An 18,303-nucleotide genomic window follows, 5' to 3' on the forward strand; every position below is an offset into this window, starting at 1 on the left:
GAGGCTTGCCGCTCTACTCACCATACACATCCACTTTGCTGAGACGCTTAGATCTCAGACGGTACAAATGCTCGCGGGTCCTCTGGACCTTGGCGAGCTCGCGCATCAACTGGTTGATGGTCTGGGCAACCGGCTTGCCAGGGCGGGTCACCGCCTCGCGATACCGGGTGCGCAACTGCTGGGATATCTGCTCAAACGCCAGATCTACACACATCACCTCACGTTCGGTCACCCGCGCAGAGCTGGTCTCAAACGCCTCCCGATAGCGCTGAAGAGTCTCCCGGCAACCTGAGATATACCGCACTTGCGGCGAGTGGCCGGCCGCCTCGAGCAATTGCCCGGGATGCTCGATTGCACGCCTGCACAGCGCATGCTGGGTAACGGTCTCGCACACCGGTTCCCACAGGATATGCGACTGCTCCCGCGGCCCGGACTCCACCGGCATCAAGTAATGCAGCGTTCCGTGATGCTGATAAGGCTCACCGGTCAGACGGGTCATGCCCGCAACAAAAAGCGACAACCCAGCTGGCACATTGACGAAGGCCGGGGCCGCCCCAAGGCCAGACACCGAAGCCCTGACATCCATCCAGCTCCCCGGCATGCTGGGCACCGGATCGTTGTGATCAACCACACGGTGATGCACCAGCGACTCGGCCGCCTTTATAAAAACCGCATCCGCTGCGCGAGGGGCGCCATAGGTGTACAGCACGATGTCGTGATTGAAATCCGGCCTGCAACGAAGCATTTGCGCGAGCAACAAAGCGATTGCCCCGCCCGGGCCATGGCCACTTATCAGCAGTTTTTGCCCCTCGCAAAACCTGTCCAGACAGTCTGTTACAAAACCATAAACCTGCCTGGCCGCCCGGTAAAAGCCGCGATGCACCCTGCCCTCACCTTCCTCGAAATGTACCTGCTCCATATCGCCTGGCTGCAAGGCATCAAGCATTGTGCCGGTACTGCGCACGGTGATCAGGGTGACTTCATCGTTGTAGGTAACAAAGGCCTGGGCACCAGTAGCCTGGGCACCCAACCCATCATCATCGAAAAAATGAATATCGCCCGGGTGCTCCTGACCCGGGCCACAGGGCACGACTTCCAGTCGCCGGGAGTACGCCACATCGTTAACCAGCAGGGCATCGCAGTGGTCAGTTTTTTGAATGAAGGGGCAATCGTTGAAGTCAGCCAGCAACGCCAGCTGGAACAGGTTGAGCGCACAAAACCGCGAGCCCGTTGAAAACATGGGCTGCAAGACCCTCAGAGGGCGGACCTCCAGCACCGTATGACGATCAGCGGCCAGACCAACCCCAAACCCCATTGGCCGCCCAGTCTCGGTATCCGGCCGGTAATGGCTATCGACCTCAGAAGGCAAATGCCCTGCATGCTCGACCAGATGCCTGACCTCGACCTGGTAGTAGTCAATGTCGGTACCGGCGCACGCCGGTTTGGCCCGAGTTCGGGAACCATCTTCATGCAGGTAGCGGGTTTGTTCGGCCCTGACCTGCAATTCAGTGATCTCAAGGGGCCGGTAGTGCCTGTCCATTAATCGCGCATAGACCGCATGGCTACGGTCGTGTGGCTGCCTGAACATCACGACAACCGGCCCGGTAACAGGGCTGCCCGGCCTGCCGACCCCGGCAGCATCCAGATAGCCGCCGCAGGTTTTCCCTTCCTTATCGACCATTTCATAGGCCAACCCTGCGTAGGGCTCGCCTGCGCCACGTTCGTCAATCAATTGAAAACTGGTCTGGCTGTAGCGGTTCTGGCGGGAAGATGAGGACATCCGTGATTCCTGTAGACGCACAGGGCACTCGCCTTAACGCTGCGCCCCAAGAAAAGGGCAGACGCTAACGGAAAGATTAAGGAACGGATGTAGGATAATTCCTAGAATCTGCAAGGAATTATCTTGAGTCGATATAGAGCTATTTCGCCTCCCTGCCCAAAAACCAAAAAGCCCCGGCGCTTTTCAGCGCCGGGGCTCGGTATGACGCTAAACGGGATTAGCCGTTGAACACGTCATCCACGCTTTTGAGCGGGTAGTTTTTCGGGTATGGCAGGGTTGCAACACCGGTCTCGATGGCGGCTTTGGCCACTGCATCAGAGATCAGGGTGATCAGGCGCACGTCCATTGGTTTCGGGATGATGTATTCACGACCGAATTCCAGCTTGATGCCGCCATAAGCGTCACACACTTCTTGTGGCACTGGCAGTTTGGCCAGTTCACGCAAGGCGTTGGCCGCTGCGATTTTCATTTCTTCGTTGATGCGCTTGGCGCGAACGTCCAGGGCACCACGGAAGATGAACGGGAAGCCCAGTACGTTGTTGACCTGGTTCGGGTAGTCCGAACGGCCAGTGGCCATGATCACGTCGTTACGGGTGGCGTGAGCCAGTTCCGGGGAGATTTCCGGGTCCGGGTTGGAGCACGCGAACACGATCGGGTTAGGTGCCATGCGCAGCAGGTTCTCAGCGCTCAGCAGGTTCGGACCCGACAGGCCAACAAACACGTCTGCGCCTTCCATGGCGTCAGCCAGGGTGCGCTTCTCGGTTGCGTGGGCGAATACCGCCTTGTACTGGTTCAGATCGTCACGGCCGGAGTGGATCACGCCGGTGCGGTCGATCATGAAGATGTTTTCGATGGTTGCACCCATGCTCACCAGCAATTTCATGCAGGAGATGGCTGCTGCACCGGCGCCCAGGCAAACGATCTTGGCGTCAGCCAGAGTTTTGCCGGCGATTTCCAGGGCATTGATCATGCCGGCCGCGGTCACGATAGCGGTGCCGTGCTGGTCATCGTGGAATACAGGAATATCGCACTGCTCGATCAGAGCACGTTCGATCTCAAAGCACTCAGGTGCCTTGATGTCTTCGAGGTTGATGCCGCCGAAGGTGATGGAGATGCGTTTTACGGTGTCGATGAAAGCCTGTGGGCTCTCGGAATCAACTTCGATGTCGAATACATCGATACCGGCAAAGCGCTTGAACAACACGCCTTTACCTTCCATTACAGGCTTGGAGGCCAATGGGCCGAGGTTACCCAGGCCCAGAATAGCGGTGCCATCGGAGATCACGGCTACCAGGTTGCCCTTGCCAGTGTATTTGTAGGCAAGTTCAGGGTCGCGGGCGATTTCGCGTACTGGTTCGGCTACACCCGGGCTGTAAGCCAGCGCTAGATCGCGGGCTGTAGCGGTAGGTTTGGTGAGCTCGACACTCAGTTTCCCTGGACGGGGCTGGGCATGGTATTCGAGAGCGGCGGTTTTCAAATCAGACATGTGGGCATTCCGCTTTTTTGCTGTTGGACAGACGAATCGCCGAGCATACGCGTGTCGCAAAGTCCCGACAAGACTGACCAGTCAGCAGTGTCAAGGGCTTTGCCTTACGACTTTGGGCCAAGAGCCGCGCCCCACAAGGGTTATAGTGTTCACAATCTATATTTAAAATTGTCTACAATTTTTAATGCGCCGGGGCTTTTAACATCCCCTGATGCGTCAAAGACAACATCCAGCGTGCCTGGCCTGCATTCAACCCCCCTCGTTTTGAGCGGTCCAGCACCCAGCCTCTGGCCTCTACCTGCGCGCCCTGCAAATTCTCGAGGGTTTTCTGATCGAAATTGGCCAGTTGATTGGGTGCAATGTGCAACACCAAGCCGCCCTGCAGATCGATCCAGAGGCCGCCGCGATTACGTTGCACCTGGCTGACCTTGCCACCCACCAGAGCGAAGCCTGAACGGGTAATTTGCTGCGGCGCCAGCACGGGCGATTGCCGCCAAAGCCCCAGGCCGGCCATCCGGGCGCTGCGCTCGGCGGCTTGCTGGCAGTCGATCAGTTCGACATTCGGTGCTATCGCGACCTGATACCCCAGGCCGTCTGCCAGCAAGCGGGCTTCAAGATTGCTGCCATCGGCGCCAAACACATGGGCCAGGGTGCGCCCGTAACGGTCCTGTGGCTGCTTGCCCACAAGCAAGCCGACACGACCGTCACTGCGCGTCACCAGCTCTTGCAGGCGTTTGCGCGCGGCATCGGCAAAGGGCTCGGCGGACTGGCCTTTTTTGCCTGTCTCCGGCGCGTTGAGGCCGATCAGGCGCACGCTGCGTCCATCCTTGAGCCGTAGCGTGTCGCCATCGGACACACGCTCCACCCAAGCGTACGTCAGCGCACCTGGCGCAGGGCAAAGCGGCGCGGCCGACGCGCTTGCCAACCAAATCGCAGGCATAAAAAAGGCGCCCGCAAGGGACGCCTTTTTCAATAACCTGACCAGACCAAAAAGGCTGCTCAAGGTCATCAGCCTTACTCGGCTGCTTTTTCTGCTTCTGCTGCTGGAGCTGCTGCTTTAGCGCCGAAAGCACCAAAACGAGTCTTGAAGCGATCAACACGACCGCCAATGTCCAGAGTCTTCTGCTTACCGGTGTAGAACGGGTGGCACTCGTTGCATACGTCAGTGCCCAGTGGCTTGCACAGGTTCGAACGAGTTTCGAACTTGTTGCCGCAGCTGCAAGTTACCAGGATTGTTTCGTACGCTGGATGGATATCGGCTTTCATGGGGTATTCCTCGGGCTAGCGTGCCGCCACTCAACACCATTGTTGAATACCGCACGTAAAATTAGGGCGCCGATAATACCAGACCTTTGCATTGACGCAAGCGGCGAAGCATGCTCCACCTACTTTCTTTTGTATTTCCCTGACCTGCGTTTAAGTCCCGGACCCGGTTGTCTGCTAGGCTCCGGCCATCTTTGCCGTTCATCACTTGAGAGCCCCGCGTGCCCGACGCCATTTTGCGCCTTGCCCTGCCTTCCCCCTTGCGCCGCCTGTTCGATTACCGGGCGCCTGCTGGCGTACTGCGCAGTCAACTACAGCCTGGCATGCGCTTGCGGGTGCCGTTCGGGCGACGGGAGATGATCGGCATTCTGGTCGAGGTGGTCGATCATAGCGAAGTGCCGGCCGACAAGCTCAAGCCGGCGATCGCACTGCTCGACGTGACGCCCCCGCTGCCCGCTTCTTTATTCAAGCTGTGCCTGTGGACCTCGCAGTATTACCAACACAGCCTGGGCGATACCCTGAGCTGGGCACTGCCGGTGCTGCTGCGCCAGGGCGAGCTGGCCGAAACCCGCCAGGAACGCTTCTGGCAGATTTCTCCAGGGGCCAGGCTTGACGACCCGCGCATCGCCCGCGCCCCGCGCCAGCGAGAAGCACTGGCCACCCTCGCCCAGCACCCCCATGGCGTGGCACATCAGCTTTTAAGCAAACTGATGCTGAGCAAAGACAGCCTCGACCTGCTGCTGGCCAAAGAGCTGGTCACCGTCGAGATCCGCCGTCACGCACCGACTGAGCGCCACGAGCATTGGCTGGCCCAGCCCGAGTTGCCGCTCAACAGCGAGCAACGGGCCGCCTACGAAGCCATTCGCGCAGGTTTTGACCACTTTCATGCATTTTTGCTGGCCGGGGTCACCGGTAGCGGCAAGACCGAAGTGTATTTGCAGCTGATCCGCGAAACCCTTCAAGCGGGCAAGCAGGCGCTGGTACTGATCCCCGAGATCAACCTGGGCCCGCAAACCCTGGCCCGTTTCGAACAGCGCTTCAACGCCCGCATCGCCCTGGTGCATTCGGCGGTCAACGACCGCGAACGTCTCGAAAGCTGGCTGGCGGCCCGCGACGGCGAAGCCGACATTATTATCGGTACTCGCTCGGCGCTGTTCACCCCGATGAAAAACCCGGGGCTGATCATCATCGACGAAGAACACGACGGCTCCTATAAACAGCAGGAAGGTTTGCGCTATCACGCCCGGGATCTGGCGCTGGTGCGGGCACGGCAGGAAAACATCCCGATCGTGCTCGGTTCCGCGACACCGTCCCTCGAAAGCCTGCATAACGCCTACACCGGCCGCTACGGCTTGCTGCGCCTGAATGAGCGCGCCGGCGGAGCCAAACAACCCCGTTTCCTGCGCCTGGATGTTAAAAGCCGCCCTCTGGACAGCGGGATTTCCGGACCGATGCAACAGGCCATCGGCCAGACCCTCGCTGCGGGCCAACAGGTTCTGGTGTTTCTTAACCGTCGCGGCTTTGCGCCCACCTTGTTGTGCCACGACTGTGGCTGGATGTCCGAGTGCCAGCGCTGCGATGCGCGCATGACCGTCCATCAGCGTTCAGGCGAATTGCGCTGCCATCACTGCGGCTACGTCGAACGCGTACCGCGCAATTGCCCGCAATGCGGCAAAGTTGATTTACGCCCGGTCGGCGCCGGCACTGAGCGCGCCGAAGAGCGTTTGGGGATTTTGTTCCCTGACTACCCTGTGCTGCGGGTCGACCGTGACAGCACTTCGCGCAAAGATGCGATGAACCAGCTGTTTGCCACGATTCAAAAGGGCCAGCCGTGCATTTTGATCGGCACGCAAATGCTCGCCAAAGGCCACCACTTCCCCCGGGTGACGCTGGTATCGATTCTGGATGCCGATGGCGGCCTGTTCTCCGGCGACTTCCGCGCCAGCGAGCGCATGGCCCAGCTGATCGTTCAGGTCGCTGGCCGCGCTGGCCGCGCCGAAGAACCGGGCAGGGTGATTATCCAGACCCATCTGGCCGACCATCCGCTGCTGATCCAACTGACCGAGCAAGGTTACTTTGCCTTCGCCGAACAGGCCTTGAGCGAGCGCCGGGCTGCGGGGTTGCCGCCTTTCTCGCATCTGGCGCTGCTGCGCGCCGAGGCCCACAAGCCCGGCCAGGCAGAAGGTTTCCTCGATGAAGCCTGCTGCGAGGCTGAGCGCCTGCTGGGTGAGTTGAACCTGAGCGGCATCGAGCTGCTTGGCCCAGTGCCCGCGCCGATGGAGCGCCGCGCGGGGCGTTACCGCGCTCAGCTGCTGCTGCAAGCCAACGCCCGCGCGCCGCTGCATCGGTTGCTCAGCCAGTGGCTGCTGGCCCTTGAGCAAATGCCCAGCGGTCGCCAGGTTCGCTGGTCGCTGGACGTGGATCCGGTGGATTTGTACTGAGACAACCCTTGTAGCCGCTGTCGAGGTACGAGGTTGCGACGGGCGGCGAAGCGGCCCCTGTTTTGAAGGCCCTTCGGCCCTTATCGCAGCCTTCGGCAGCGGCTACAACGTTTACGCAAGGTAGTCGCCACGACAAGGAATTTGCATAAACGGTGAACCACCCGCCTGCTAAGGTTGGCAAGGCCGACCCGGCAACGGATAATGCCCAGTTTTTCCACCTGCGCACTGAAGCGCTACCGCGCTTGCGGTCGAAAGAGAAGACCATGAAAGACACCATTCGCCAGCTGATTCAACAAGCCCTAGCTCAACTCGTCACAGAAGGTGTGTTGCCTGAAGGCCTGACGCCAGCGATTCAGGTGGAAAACGCCCGTGACAAAACCCACGGCGACTTCGCCAGCAATATCGCCATGATGCTGGCCAAGCCAGCCGGCATGAAGCCACGGGATCTGGCTGAAAAAATCATCGCTGCCCTGCCGGCCGATGAGCAAATCAGCAAGACTGAAATCGCCGGCCCCGGCTTTCTGAACTTTTTCCAGAACACCCAGGCCCTGGCCTCGCGTCTGGACGCGGCACTGGCCGATCCGAAAATCGGCGTGCGCAAGGCCACCCCGGCCATGCGTACCGTGGTCGACATGTCCGCGCCCAACCTGGCCAAAGAGATGCACGTGGGCCATTTGCGCTCCACCATCATTGGCGACGGTGTGGCCCGAGTGCTGGAGTTCCTGGGCGATGACGTGATTCGTCAAAACCACGTAGGCGACTGGGGTACCCAGTTCGGCATGCTGATGGCCTACCTGGAAGAAAACCCGATTACCAGCGACGAGCTGTCTGACCTCGAGAACTTCTACCGCGCGGCCAAAAAACGCTTTGACGAGTCACCTGAATTCGCCGACCGCGCCCGTAGCCTGGTGGTCAAGCTGCAAGCCGGCGATCCGGACTGCCTGGCGCTGTGGACCAAGTTCAAGGACATCTCGCTGTCGCACTGCCAGAAAATCTACGAGCAGTTGAACGTCAAACTGACCATGGCCGACGTGATGGGTGAAAGCGCCTACAACGACGACCTGATCAATGTGGTCAACGACCTCAAGGCCAAAGGCATGCTGGTCGAGAGCAATGGCGCCCAATGCGTATTCCTCGACGAGTTCAAAAATGCCGACGGCGAGCCGCTGCCAGTCATCATCGTCAAGGCAGACGGTGGCTATCTGTACGCAACCACCGACCTGGCAGCCATCCGCTATCGCAGCGGCGTGCTGAAAGCCGATCGCGCCCTGTACTTCGTCGACCAGCGTCAGGCCCTGCACTTCCAGCAAGTGTTTGCCGTGGCCCGCAAGGCCGGTTTCATCACCCATCCGATGGAAATGGAACACATGGGCTTCGGCACCATGAACGGCGCCGATGGCCGTCCATTCAAGACCCGTGATGGCGGTACGGTCAAACTGATCGACCTGCTCAACGAAGCCAAAGAGCGCGCCTACACGCTGGTTAAAGAGAAAAACCCGGAGCTGGCGGAAGACGAGCTGCGTGCCATCGCTAAAGTCGTCGGGATTGGCGCCGTGAAATACGCGGACCTGTCCAAGCACCGCACCAGCGACTACAGCTTCAACTTCGACCTGATGCTGAACTTCGAAGGCAATACCGCACCGTACCTGCTGTATGCCTACACCCGTGTGGCGGGCGTGTTCCGCAAACTGGGCAAGGGTTTCGAAGAAGTGCAGGGCCAGATCGTGCTCGACGCACCGCAAGAGCAAGAACTGGCGGCCAAGCTCGCGCAGTTCGGCGAAGTGCTGAACAACGTTGCTGAAAAAGGCACCCCGCACACCCTCTGCACCTACCTGTACGAAGTGGCCGGCCTGTTCTCCAGTTTCTACGAGAACTGCCCGATCCTGAACGCAGAAGACGAAGCCCAAAAACAAAGCCGCTTGCGCCTGGCTGCTCTGGCGGGCCGCACCCTCAAGCAAGGCCTGGAACTGCTGGGCCTGGAAACTCTGGAGCGCATGTAAGTTGGCTGCCAAGAAAAAACCTGCACCCAAGCGCGGCGCCAGCCGGTATCAGGCACCCGCTAAAAAGCCGATTCCGGGCTGGCTATGGATGGCCATTGGCTTGTCCGTGGGCGCATTTATCGTGTTTCTGATGAAGCTCGAACCTGGCCAGGGCGATGACGTCAAACGGGTCAAGCAAGAGCAGCTCAAAGCCACGAAAGCCGCTGAAGCCAATAAAACAGCGCCGAGCCCGACACAGCCGGTCAAACCCAAGTACGACTTCTACACGTTGCTGCCCGAGTCTGAAGTGATCGTGCCGCCGGAAGCTGTACCTGAAAAGACCCTGCCAACGCCGCAAACCGCGCCGCTGGCACCGGTCACACCGGCTGAAGCAGCAAAAATCGACACCGCCCGTGCCCAGGCAGCCTTGAGCGGTATTACGCCGCCTCCTGCACCGCCTGTCGCCAAAGCGGCGCCGGTCACCAAGTTCTTCCTGCAAGCGGGCTCGTTCCGCAAACAGGCCGATGCCGAAAAAGTGCGGGCGCAAATCATCCTGCTGGGCCAGACCGCCACGGTTGAAGCCGGTACGGTTAAAGACGAGACCTGGTACCGGGTACTGGTCGGACCGTTCAGCAATCGTGACCAACTGACCGTAGCCCAAAAGCAATTGGCGGGCGGTGGGTTCAACAACCTGCTGTTGCAGCAGCGGCGCTGATCCGAGATCGCTCCCACAGGGTTTTTGAACCCTGTGGGAGCGAGCCTGCTCGCGATGCCGGCACTGCGGTTTTCCTGTTGAATCGCGTTGATGTCATCGCGAGCAGGCTCACTCCCACAACACCTTCGTCAAATCCGCCTCTCCGTTCATCCCCATTCCCTCCTCGCTGTTGAAAAATCCGCTACAACCCCCATATGTATTTCCATCAGGCATTTTCGCCCCGCTGCGTGGAGACTCTCCCTTGACCACCATCGTTTCAGTACGCCGTCACGGCAAAGTCGTTATGGCTGGCGACGGCCAGGTTTCTCTTGGCAACACCGTGATGAAAGGCAACGCGAAAAAAGTCCGCCGTCTCTATCACGGCCAGGTAATCGCCGGTTTCGCCGGTGCCACCGCTGATGCATTTACCCTGTTCGAACGTTTTGAAGGCCAGCTTGAAAAGCATCAAGGCCATCTGGTTCGCGCCGCTGTCGAGTTGGCCAAAGAATGGCGTACCGACCGCTCGCTGAGCCGCCTGGAAGCCATGCTGGCAGTTGCCAACAAAGACGCATCTTTGATCATCACCGGTAACGGTGACGTGGTTGAGCCGGAAGACGGCTTGATCGCAATGGGTTCGGGCGGTGCATTTGCCCAGGCCGCGGCCCGTGCCCTGCTGATGAAAACCGATCTGTCGGCCCGCGAAATCGCGGAAACAGCACTCGGCATTGCTGGCGATATCTGCGTGTTCACCAACCACAACATCACTATTGAGGAGCAGGACCTCGCTGAATAAGACGCCTGTCGGGCTGGCCTGCCAGCCCGTTTGTGAACCTTACTTTAGCTAGAGGAACGCCAATTACCATGTCCATGACTCCCCGCGAAATTGTCCACGAACTCAATCGCCACATCATCGGCCAGGACGACGCCAAGCGCGCCGTTGCCATCGCGCTGCGCAACCGCTGGCGCCGGATGCAACTGCCCGAAGAACTGCGCGTTGAAGTGACGCCTAAAAACATTCTGATGATCGGCCCGACAGGTGTCGGTAAAACCGAAATCGCCCGTCGCCTGGCCAAGCTGGCCAACGCACCGTTCATCAAGGTTGAAGCGACCAAATTCACCGAAGTTGGCTATGTAGGCCGTGACGTTGAATCGATCATTCGTGATCTGGCTGACGCTGCGATCAAGCTGCTGCGTGAACAGGAAATCGTCAAGGTTCGCCACCGTGCCGAAGATGCTGCTGAAGAGCGCATCCTCGACGCATTGCTGCCACCTGCCCGTACGTTCGGCGAAGAAGCCGCCGTACCGCAGGACTCCAACACACGTCAGCTGTTCCGCAAGCGTCTGCGTGAAGGTCAGCTGGACGACAAAGAGATCGAAATCGAAGTTGCCGACATTGCCGGCGTCGATATTTCCGCGCCGCCAGGCATGGAAGAAATGACCAACCAGCTGCAAAGCCTGTTTGCCAACATGGGCAAAGGCAAGCGCAAGAACCGCAAGCTGAAAGTCAAAGAAGCACTGAAAATGGTGCGTGACGAAGAAGCCGGCCGTCTGGTCAATGACGAAGAACTCAAGGCCAAGGCGCTCGAAGCTGTCGAGCAGCACGGCATTGTGTTTATCGACGAGATCGACAAGGTTGCCAAACGCGGCAATGTCGGCGGCGCAGATGTATCCCGCGAAGGTGTTCAGCGCGACCTGCTGCCACTGATCGAAGGTTGCACCGTCAATACCAAGCTGGGCATGGTCAAAACCGACCACATCCTGTTTATCGCTTCTGGCGCATTCCACCTGAGCAAGCCAAGCGATCTGGTACCTGAGTTGCAAGGCCGCCTGCCGATTCGTGTCGAGCTCAAGGCCCTGACCCCGGGCGACTTCGAGCGCATCCTCAGCGAGCCACACGCGTCGTTGACCGAGCAATACCGCGAGTTGCTGAAAACCGAAGGCCTGAACATCGAGTTCCTGCCGGATGGCATCAAGCGCCTGGCGGAAATCGCCTGGCAGGTGAACGAGAAAACCGAAAACATCGGTGCTCGTCGTTTGCATACACTGCTTGAGCGCTTGCTTGAAGAAGTGTCTTTCAGTGCCGGTGATATCGCCAGTGCACAAAAAGACGAGCCTATCCGCATCGACGCTGAATACGTGAACAGCCACCTGGGCGAACTGGCCGAGAACGAAGACCTCTCGCGCTACATCTTGTAAGCCGAACACCTGTAGCCGCTGCCGCAGGCTGCGATAAGGCGAAAGCCTTCAACGATCTCCGGATCTTGCGCCAACTGCGTTGGCGATCGCAGCCTGCGGCAGCGGCTACAGTGTTTGTGCAATGACCTAAGGTTATGACCATGATCCCCAGTGCCATCAACCTGCACAAAGCCTCCAAAACCCTCACTCTCAAGTACCCGTCTGGCGAGCAATACCATCTGCCTGCCGAGTTTCTGCGCGTGCACTCCCCTTCTGCCGAGGTTCAAGGCCACGGCAACCCGATACTGCAATTTGGCAAAATCAACGTGGGCCTGAGCAAAATCGAGCCCGCCGGCCAGTACGCACTCAAGCTGACCTTCGATGACGGCCACGACAGCGGCCTGTTCACCTGGGAGTACCTCTATCAACTGGGGGTTCGCCAGGAAGAACTCTGGGCTGATTACCTGCAAGAACTGAAAAAAGCCGGCAAGTCCCGAGATCCATCGGTGTCCGTGGTCAAGCTGATGCTGTAAACGCTGCGGTGGATGCCCTGTTACCAGCCCCCGTGGGAGCGAGCCTGCTCGCGAATGCTCTTCGCGAGCAGGCTCGCTCCCACAGTTGAAATTTCGGGCTGCTCGTCAGCGGCTACAGAATCAAGCGGATGTTGTGGGTGTAGTTGCCGCCGGCTCAACCGCAGGGGCTTTAGCAGCCGCTGCGGGCTTTTTGGCGACGGGCTTGGCCGCTGCCGGCTTGGCTGCTGCAGCTTTGGCAGGTGCCGGTTTGCCAGCCGCCGCAGGTGCCTTGGCGGCAGGTTTGGCAGCCACTTTTACCGCGGGCTTTGCAGCGGGTTTAGCTGTCGATTTCGCAACCGCCGGTTTTGCCGCAACCTTTACCGCAGGTTTTGCCGGAGCAGGTTTGCTCGCAGCCGGGGCCTTGGTGGCCGTGACTTTGGCAGCTGCCGCAGTAAGCTTCTCTATATGTTTGGTCAGGGTCTCGACCTTGGCATGTAGGGCTTTGACCTCTTCACGACTGGGTACACCCAAACGGGTGATGGCACTATTAAGACGCTTATCAAAAGCCTCTTCGAACTCGCCCCATTTCTCCAACGCCAAATCTTTAACATCTTCAACCCGGGAGCGAGCGGATGACGTCGACGCCTTTACACCCTCGGCGACTTTATGGCCCGCGTCCTTGGCCACCTTTTCAGCTTTTTCGCCATCCTTGACCAGGGTGTCAAACAGCTTGCTGCCATCGGTATCTATCTTCGAGTACACACCCAAACCTGCCAGCCAGATTTTGCGCGAGTACTCTTCAACCTTGCCTACCCATGAGTGGTTTTCTTTGGTCGTCGGTTTTTTAGCAGCCATCGTGTTTCCCTCAATGTTCAGTTGCGACGCCAGTGAGCAAGGGCGTCGAATCATCAAGATGAACAACGTGCTCACCTGCATCAGGTTTAGACGCTAAACCGCCTTGTATCAAGGCGGCTCATAGCGAATTAGCCTGTTGCACAGAGCCCACGCTTAAACATTATGGCAACGGCGCCAGCAACGAGATCGGGGCAGTCCGGTCAGGCAAGAAAGTCACGACAGGGCTTTGTCCAGCGAGCGTTCGATTTCTGACTGGATCATGCCGCTCATCGCTGACATCAGTAGGCCAAGCTCCACATCGACCTTGACGGTTTTTTCGCTGATCTGGAGGGTGCCATTCACGCCGGAGCGTTTCAGTTTTACGGTGTCCCCGGCCCAGCTAGGGGTCAGGCCGTACTGGCTGGCCAGTTTATCGACCAGAGGTTGAGCTTTTTCACGTGCGGCCTCAAGGCCCAGACTGTGGGTACGTTCAACGCTGATACGCGCCATGGCGTCGCTCCTGAGAAATAAAGCCGCCACTATACATTCACCCTCGCCAAGACAAAGCCGGCCACCGGGATTAGAATGGCCAGCATTCTCTTTTGGTGACAGCGATATGACTGATCAGCGCAAAGGCAGCGATGCCGAACCCACCACTCACTTCGGCTTCAAAAACGTACCCGAAAGCCAAAAGGCCGAAAAAGTCGCCGAGGTTTTCCACTCCGTAGCCGGTAAATATGACCTGATGAACGACGTTCTGTCAGGCGGCATGCACCGTCTGTGGAAGCGTTTCACCATCGAGTTGTCGGGCGTGCGCCCAGGCAACAAGGTGCTGGACATCGCCGGCGGTACCGGTGACCTGGCCCGCAAGTTTTCCCACCTGGTAGGTCCGACCGGCCAAGTGGTGCTGGCCGACATCAACGCTTCCATGCTCAAGGTCGGCCGTGACCGCCTGCTGGACAAGGGCGTGGCCGGCAATATCGAGTTCGTTCAGGCCGATGCTGAAAAGCTGCCGTTCCCGGACAACTACTTCGATTGCGTGACCATCGCCTTCGGACTGCGCAACGTGACCCACAAGGAAGACGCCCTGCGCTCCATGCTGCGCGTGCTCAAACCGGGTGGCCGCCTGTTGGTGCTGGAGTTCTCCAAGCCGACCAACGCGTTGATGTCCAAGGTCTACGACGCTTACTCGTTCGCCTTCATGCCGATGGTGGGCAAGCTGATCCTCAACGACCCGGAAAGCTATCGCTACCTGGCCGAATCGATCCGCATGCACCCCAACCAGGAGACGCTGAAGTCGATGATGGTCGAGGCCGGTTTTGACCGCGTGACTTATCACAACATGACCTCCGGCATCGTCGCCCTGCACCGCGGCATCAAGCCCTGATGTTGCTGCGCGGCCTTCTCGCCAGCGTCGAAAACGGCATCAACCGCGTTTTGCGGCTGGACAGCACGGCCTTGGCGCGCTTGCGCCCCCTGACCGGCAAGTTGATTGCCGTCGAATGCGCAAGCCCCTCGCTGAACCTGTTTATCCTGCCCAGCGATGAAGGCCTGCTGCTGGCTACCCAGTGGGCAGCCGACCCCGACTGCACCCTGCGTGCACCCGCCACAAGCCTGCTGCGCCTTGCGCTGAGCAAGGACAAAAGCGCCATCTTGCACGGCCCTGACGTCGAGCTCGAAGGCGACAGCGCGGTGCTGATGGAACTCGCGGCCGTGCTGCAAGACCTGGAGCTGGATTGGGAGTACGAACTCTCGAACTGGATCGGGCCGGTGGCCACGGCATTGATCGGCGGTCACCTGCGCAGCCGCGCCAACTGGTATCAGCAAGGGTTCGCCAGCCTCAATCAGAACCTGGCCGAATACCTGAGCGAAGAAGCCCGCACCTTGGTCGGTGAACGTGAAGCGCAAGCGCGCTTTGACGAACTCGACCGACTCAAACTCGACCTGGATCGCCTTGAGGCGCGCTTTGAGCGCCTTTCCCGATCCCTCAATTCCAGCGATAACGCATGAAGCTGCTTGCCATACGCCGTTTGTTCCGTATCCAGCGCGTCGTCATTCGCTACCGGCTGGATGACCTGCTGTTCGCCCTGCCTTTGCCGTGGTGGATGCTGTCACTGCGCTACGCACTGCCGTGGCGCTGGTTCCCGCGCAAAAAGCTGGAGCTGAGCCGGGGCGCGGCTCTGCGTCTGGCCTTACAGGATTTGGGCCCGATCTTTATCAAGTTCGGGCAAATCCTCTCGACTCGCCGCGATCTGCTGCCTGCCGACATCGCCGATGAGCTGATGCTGCTGCAAGACCGCGTACCGCCATTTGATCCACAGGTGGCAGTCAAGCTGATCGAAGAGCAGCTCGGCGCCAGGATCAGTGAAGTATTCAGCCGTTTCGACATTGAACCACTGGCCTCGGCCTCGGTGGCCCAGGTGCATTCGGCCAAGCTCAAGACCGGCGAAGAAGTGGTGGTCAAGGTTGTACGCCCCGGCCTCAAGCCGATCATCGGTTCTGACCTGGCCTGGCTGTACATCCTGGCCAAGACCGCAGAGCGCCTGAGCGCCGACGCCCGCCTGCTGCACCCGGTGGATGTGGTCACGGACTACGAAAAAACCATTTACGACGAACTCGACCTGCTGCGCGAGGCGGCCAACGCCAGCCAGCTCAAGCGTAACTTCGAAGGCTCGCCGCTGATGTATGTCCCGCAGATCTACTGGGACTGGTGCCGCCCCAAAGTGCTGGTGATGGAGCGTATCTACGGGATTCAGGTCACCGACCTGCAAGCACTTGCCGATCAGCGCACTGATATGAAGATGCTGGCCGAGCGCGGGGTCGAGATTTTCTTCACCCAGGTGTTCCGCGACAGCTTCTTCCACGCCGACATGCACCCCGGCAACATCTTCGTCAGCACCGTCAACCCGTGGGCCCCGCAATATATAGCTATCGACTGCGGTATCGTCGGCAGCCTGACCCCCGAGGACCAGGACTACCTGGCCCGCAACCTGTTTGCCTTCTTCAAGCGCGACTACCGCCGCGTGGCGCAGTTGCACATTGATTCGGGCTGGGTGCCGGCGCACACCAAACTCAACGAGTTTGAAGCTGCGATCCGTACCGTGTGCGAGCCGATCTTCGAAAAACCGCTCAAGGAAATCTCCTTTGGCCAGGTGCTGATGCGCCTGTTCCAGACGGCTCGGCGCTTCAATATGGAAGTCCAGCCGCAGTTGGTATTGCTGCAAAAAACCCTGCTCAATATCGAAGGCCTGGGGCGTCAGCTATACCCCGACCTCGATCTGTGGAACACCGCCCAGCCGTTCCTTGAACGCTGGATGCGTGAGCGCGTCAGCCCCAAGACCCTGCTGCGCAACCTGCACAGCCAGGTCGAGCAGATCCCGCATCTGGCCGGCATGACCCGCGACCTGCTGGAGCGCATGTCGCAGCCCCATGCCAATAATCCGCCATTGATCGTGCGCGAATCCCGCGACGGCTGGTTCCTGCGCCTCATCGGTGCCGGGCATTTGGCCGCAGGCGCCTTGCTGGCCAGTATCGGGCCGCTGCACACTGCGGGCTATTGGCCTGCCGGAATCATGCTGGCCGTAGGCTTGTATCTGATCGTGCGCCGATAGCCAGCTCCGGGCGAGGCTGGCAAACTGTGAATTCACCAGGCCTTGACCACAGGGTTGAGGCCGGTTGTCGGAGTCGAACATGAAAGACTGGCTGGACGAGATCAAATGGGACAGCGACGGCCTGGTGCCGGCGATTGCCCAGGACCACAAAACCGGGCGCGTGCTGATGATGGCCTGGATGAACCGCGAGGCGCTGAGCCTGACTGCCGCCGAGAACCGTGCCATTTACTGGTCACGTTCGCGTGGCAAGCTGTGGCGCAAGGGCGAAGAGTCCGGCCACGTGCAAAAGCTGCATGAAATGCGCCTGGATTGTGATGCCGACGTGATCATCCTGATGGTTGAGCAAATCGGTGACATCGCCTGCCATACCGGCCGCCAAAGCTGCTTCTACCGCGTATACGAAAATGCCGAGTGGAAGACCGTCGACCCGGTGCTTAAAGACCCCCACGCCATTTATCACGCAGGGCACTCCCATGACTGACACCTTGAGCCGCGTTGCCCAAGTGCTTGAAGCACGCAAAGGCGCAACGCCCGACAGCTCCTATGTCGCCAGCCTGTACCACAAGGGTCTGAACAAGATTCTGGAAAAAGTCGGCGAAGAGTCGATTGAAACCATCATCGCCGCCAAAGATGCCGCCATCAGCGGTGATTGCAGCGATGTGATCTACGAAACGGCCGACCTCTGGTTCCACAGCATGATCATGCTGGCCCAGCTGGGGCAGCATCCTCAGGCCGTACTGGATGAACTGGAGCGTCGTATCGGCACCTCCGGCCACGTAGAAAAAGCCTCGCGGCCGTCCGCCTAAATCACTTTGCAAGGAACACATCATGGGCATTTTTGACTGGAAACACTGGATCGTCATTCTGGTAGTCGTAGTCCTCGTCTTCGGCACCAAAAAACTTAAAAACCTGGGCACTGATGTCGGCGAATCGATCAAGGGCTTTCGCAAAGCCATGAACGATGACGAAAAGCCTGCCGAGCCTGTGGTTCCGCCTGCGCAGCCAACTGCCGCGCCGCAGCCACACACCACTTCGACCCTGAACGAGCCGCACACCATTGACGTGCAGGCGCAGAAAGTCGAAGAGCCGACCCGCAAAGACGTGTGAGCCAAAACTAATGTTCGGTATCAGCTTCAGTGAACTGCTGCTCGTTGGCCTGGTGGCCCTGCTGGTGCTCGGCCCCGAGCGCCTGCCGGGTGCCGCGCGCACGGCGGGCCTGTGGATCGGGCGCCTGAAACGCAGTTTCAATGCGATCAAACAGGAAGTTGAACGTGAAATCGGCGCCGACGAAATTCGTCGGCAGCTGCACAACGAACACATTCTGTCGATGGAAGAGGAAGCCAAGAAGATTCTGGCTCCGCTGCAGGACGCCGTGAAGCCATTAACGCCGACCGAGCCTCCCGTCAGCACAGCGCCTGTCGAGCCAGCGAGCCCCGCGCCCGTGAGCCTGAGCAAAACCGCGTCCGACCCTGCGCCTCAACCGGCAGCGCCACACGACCCTACCCTGCCACCGCGAGCCCCTTAAGCG

General features: G+C 59.4%; 19 protein-coding genes. 13 read left to right on the forward strand and 6 right to left on the reverse strand.

What is annotated here, in order from left to right; translation table 11 throughout:
- Window positions 1–13: 13 nt before the first annotated feature.
- The 4 genes from BLW11_RS02520 to rpmE form a co-directional block, all read right to left on the reverse strand.
- A complete protein-coding gene (locus tag BLW11_RS02520; protein ID WP_048360639.1) occupies window positions 14–1,780 on the reverse strand; it encodes a lipase family protein in 1,767 nt (588 codons plus the stop codon).
- A 217-nt stretch (window positions 1,781–1,997) separates the two neighbouring features.
- Window positions 1,998–3,266: a malic enzyme-like NAD(P)-binding protein gene (locus BLW11_RS02525; RefSeq protein ID WP_048360445.1), complete on the reverse strand. Its 1,269-nt coding sequence runs from the start codon at window positions 3,264–3,266 to the stop codon at window positions 1,998–2,000.
- Window positions 3,267–3,447: 181 nt separating this feature from the next.
- Window positions 3,448–4,275 carry a thermonuclease family protein gene (locus tag BLW11_RS02530; protein WP_048360446.1) on the reverse strand — a complete coding sequence of 276 codons (828 nt, stop codon included), beginning with the start codon at window positions 4,273–4,275 and terminating at the stop codon, window positions 3,448–3,450.
- A 5-nt stretch (window positions 4,276–4,280) separates the two neighbouring features.
- On the reverse strand, window positions 4,281–4,532 hold the full coding sequence (gene rpmE, locus BLW11_RS02535; RefSeq protein ID WP_019825265.1) for a 50S ribosomal protein L31: 252 nt from the start codon (window positions 4,530–4,532) through the stop codon (window positions 4,281–4,283).
- A 218-nt stretch (window positions 4,533–4,750) separates the two neighbouring features.
- On the opposite strand from rpmE, the gene BLW11_RS02540 reads away from it, so the two are divergent.
- The 6 genes from BLW11_RS02540 (at window position 4,751) to BLW11_RS02565 (ending at window position 12,351) form a co-directional block, all read left to right on the forward strand.
- Window positions 4,751–6,970 carry a primosomal protein N' gene (locus tag BLW11_RS02540; protein ID WP_048360447.1) on the forward strand — a complete coding sequence of 740 codons (2,220 nt, stop codon included), beginning with the start codon at window positions 4,751–4,753 and terminating at the stop codon, window positions 6,968–6,970.
- Between the two features lie 263 nt (window positions 6,971–7,233).
- Window positions 7,234–8,970 carry an arginine--tRNA ligase gene (gene argS / locus BLW11_RS02545; protein ID WP_048360640.1) on the forward strand — a complete coding sequence of 579 codons (1,737 nt, stop codon included), beginning with the start codon at window positions 7,234–7,236 and terminating at the stop codon, window positions 8,968–8,970.
- A gap of 1 nt (window position 8,971) precedes the next feature.
- On the forward strand, window positions 8,972–9,664 hold the full coding sequence (locus BLW11_RS02550) for an SPOR domain-containing protein (RefSeq protein ID WP_048360448.1): 693 nt from the start codon (window positions 8,972–8,974) through the stop codon (window positions 9,662–9,664).
- A gap of 241 nt (window positions 9,665–9,905) precedes the next feature.
- The gene (gene hslV / locus BLW11_RS02555) at window positions 9,906–10,436 is read left to right on the forward strand and encodes an ATP-dependent protease subunit HslV (RefSeq protein ID WP_003438754.1); all 531 of its coding nucleotides are present in this window, start codon (window positions 9,906–9,908) and stop codon (window positions 10,434–10,436) included.
- 68 nt (window positions 10,437–10,504) lie between these two features.
- A complete protein-coding gene (gene hslU / locus BLW11_RS02560) occupies window positions 10,505–11,839 on the forward strand; it encodes an ATP-dependent protease ATPase subunit HslU (RefSeq protein ID WP_048360449.1) in 1,335 nt (444 codons plus the stop codon).
- 140 nt (window positions 11,840–11,979) lie between these two features.
- On the forward strand, window positions 11,980–12,351 hold the full coding sequence (locus tag BLW11_RS02565) for a gamma-butyrobetaine hydroxylase family protein (protein WP_193790190.1): 372 nt from the start codon (window positions 11,980–11,982) through the stop codon (window positions 12,349–12,351).
- A 120-nt stretch (window positions 12,352–12,471) separates the two neighbouring features.
- Here the strand turns inward: BLW11_RS02565 and BLW11_RS02570 are convergent, their stop codons facing one another.
- Window positions 12,472–13,185, reverse strand: coding sequence for a phasin family protein (locus BLW11_RS02570; RefSeq protein WP_048360641.1), 714 nt, complete (start codon window positions 13,183–13,185; stop codon window positions 12,472–12,474).
- Between the two features lie 213 nt (window positions 13,186–13,398).
- Complete coding sequence (locus tag BLW11_RS02575) at window positions 13,399–13,674, reverse strand: polyhydroxyalkanoic acid system family protein (protein ID WP_048360451.1); 276 nt, start codon at window positions 13,672–13,674, stop codon at window positions 13,399–13,401.
- 106 nt (window positions 13,675–13,780) lie between these two features.
- On the opposite strand from BLW11_RS02575, the gene ubiE reads away from it, so the two are divergent.
- The 7 genes from ubiE to tatB all read left to right on the forward strand — a co-directional run bounded on the left by ubiE (window position 13,781) and on the right by tatB (window position 18,300).
- A complete protein-coding gene (gene ubiE, locus BLW11_RS02580) occupies window positions 13,781–14,551 on the forward strand; it encodes a bifunctional demethylmenaquinone methyltransferase/2-methoxy-6-polyprenyl-1,4-benzoquinol methylase UbiE (RefSeq protein WP_019825250.1) in 771 nt (256 codons plus the stop codon).
- The gene (locus tag BLW11_RS02585) at window positions 14,551–15,174 is read left to right on the forward strand and encodes a ubiquinone biosynthesis accessory factor UbiJ (protein ID WP_048360452.1); all 624 of its coding nucleotides are present in this window, start codon (window positions 14,551–14,553) and stop codon (window positions 15,172–15,174) included. Before ubiE ends, BLW11_RS02585 begins: the two co-directional genes overlap by 1 nt.
- Window positions 15,171–16,775 carry a ubiquinone biosynthesis regulatory protein kinase UbiB gene (gene ubiB, locus BLW11_RS02590; protein ID WP_048360453.1) on the forward strand — a complete coding sequence of 535 codons (1,605 nt, stop codon included), beginning with the start codon at window positions 15,171–15,173 and terminating at the stop codon, window positions 16,773–16,775. Before BLW11_RS02585 ends, ubiB begins: the two co-directional genes overlap by 4 nt.
- Window positions 16,776–16,854: 79 nt before the next feature.
- A complete protein-coding gene (gene hisI, locus BLW11_RS02595; protein ID WP_048360454.1) occupies window positions 16,855–17,256 on the forward strand; it encodes a phosphoribosyl-AMP cyclohydrolase in 402 nt (133 codons plus the stop codon).
- Window positions 17,249–17,581 (forward strand): phosphoribosyl-ATP diphosphatase, encoded by a 333-nt coding sequence (locus BLW11_RS02600; RefSeq protein ID WP_016783168.1) that lies wholly within the window; start codon window positions 17,249–17,251, stop codon window positions 17,579–17,581. The genes hisI and BLW11_RS02600 overlap by 8 nt, the downstream gene beginning before the upstream one ends.
- Before the next feature lie 22 nt (window positions 17,582–17,603).
- On the forward strand, window positions 17,604–17,882 hold the full coding sequence (locus BLW11_RS02605) for a twin-arginine translocase TatA/TatE family subunit (RefSeq protein ID WP_019825245.1): 279 nt from the start codon (window positions 17,604–17,606) through the stop codon (window positions 17,880–17,882).
- Between the two features lie 10 nt (window positions 17,883–17,892).
- Window positions 17,893–18,300, forward strand: a complete 408-nt coding sequence (gene tatB, locus BLW11_RS02610; RefSeq protein WP_048360455.1) for a Sec-independent protein translocase protein TatB — start codon at window positions 17,893–17,895, stop codon at window positions 18,298–18,300.
- Window positions 18,301–18,303: the final 3 nt, after the last annotated feature.

It is taken from the genome of Pseudomonas deceptionensis (genome assembly GCF_900106095.1).
GTDB classification, from domain to species: Bacteria; Pseudomonadota; Gammaproteobacteria; order Pseudomonadales; family Pseudomonadaceae; genus Aquipseudomonas; species Aquipseudomonas deceptionensis.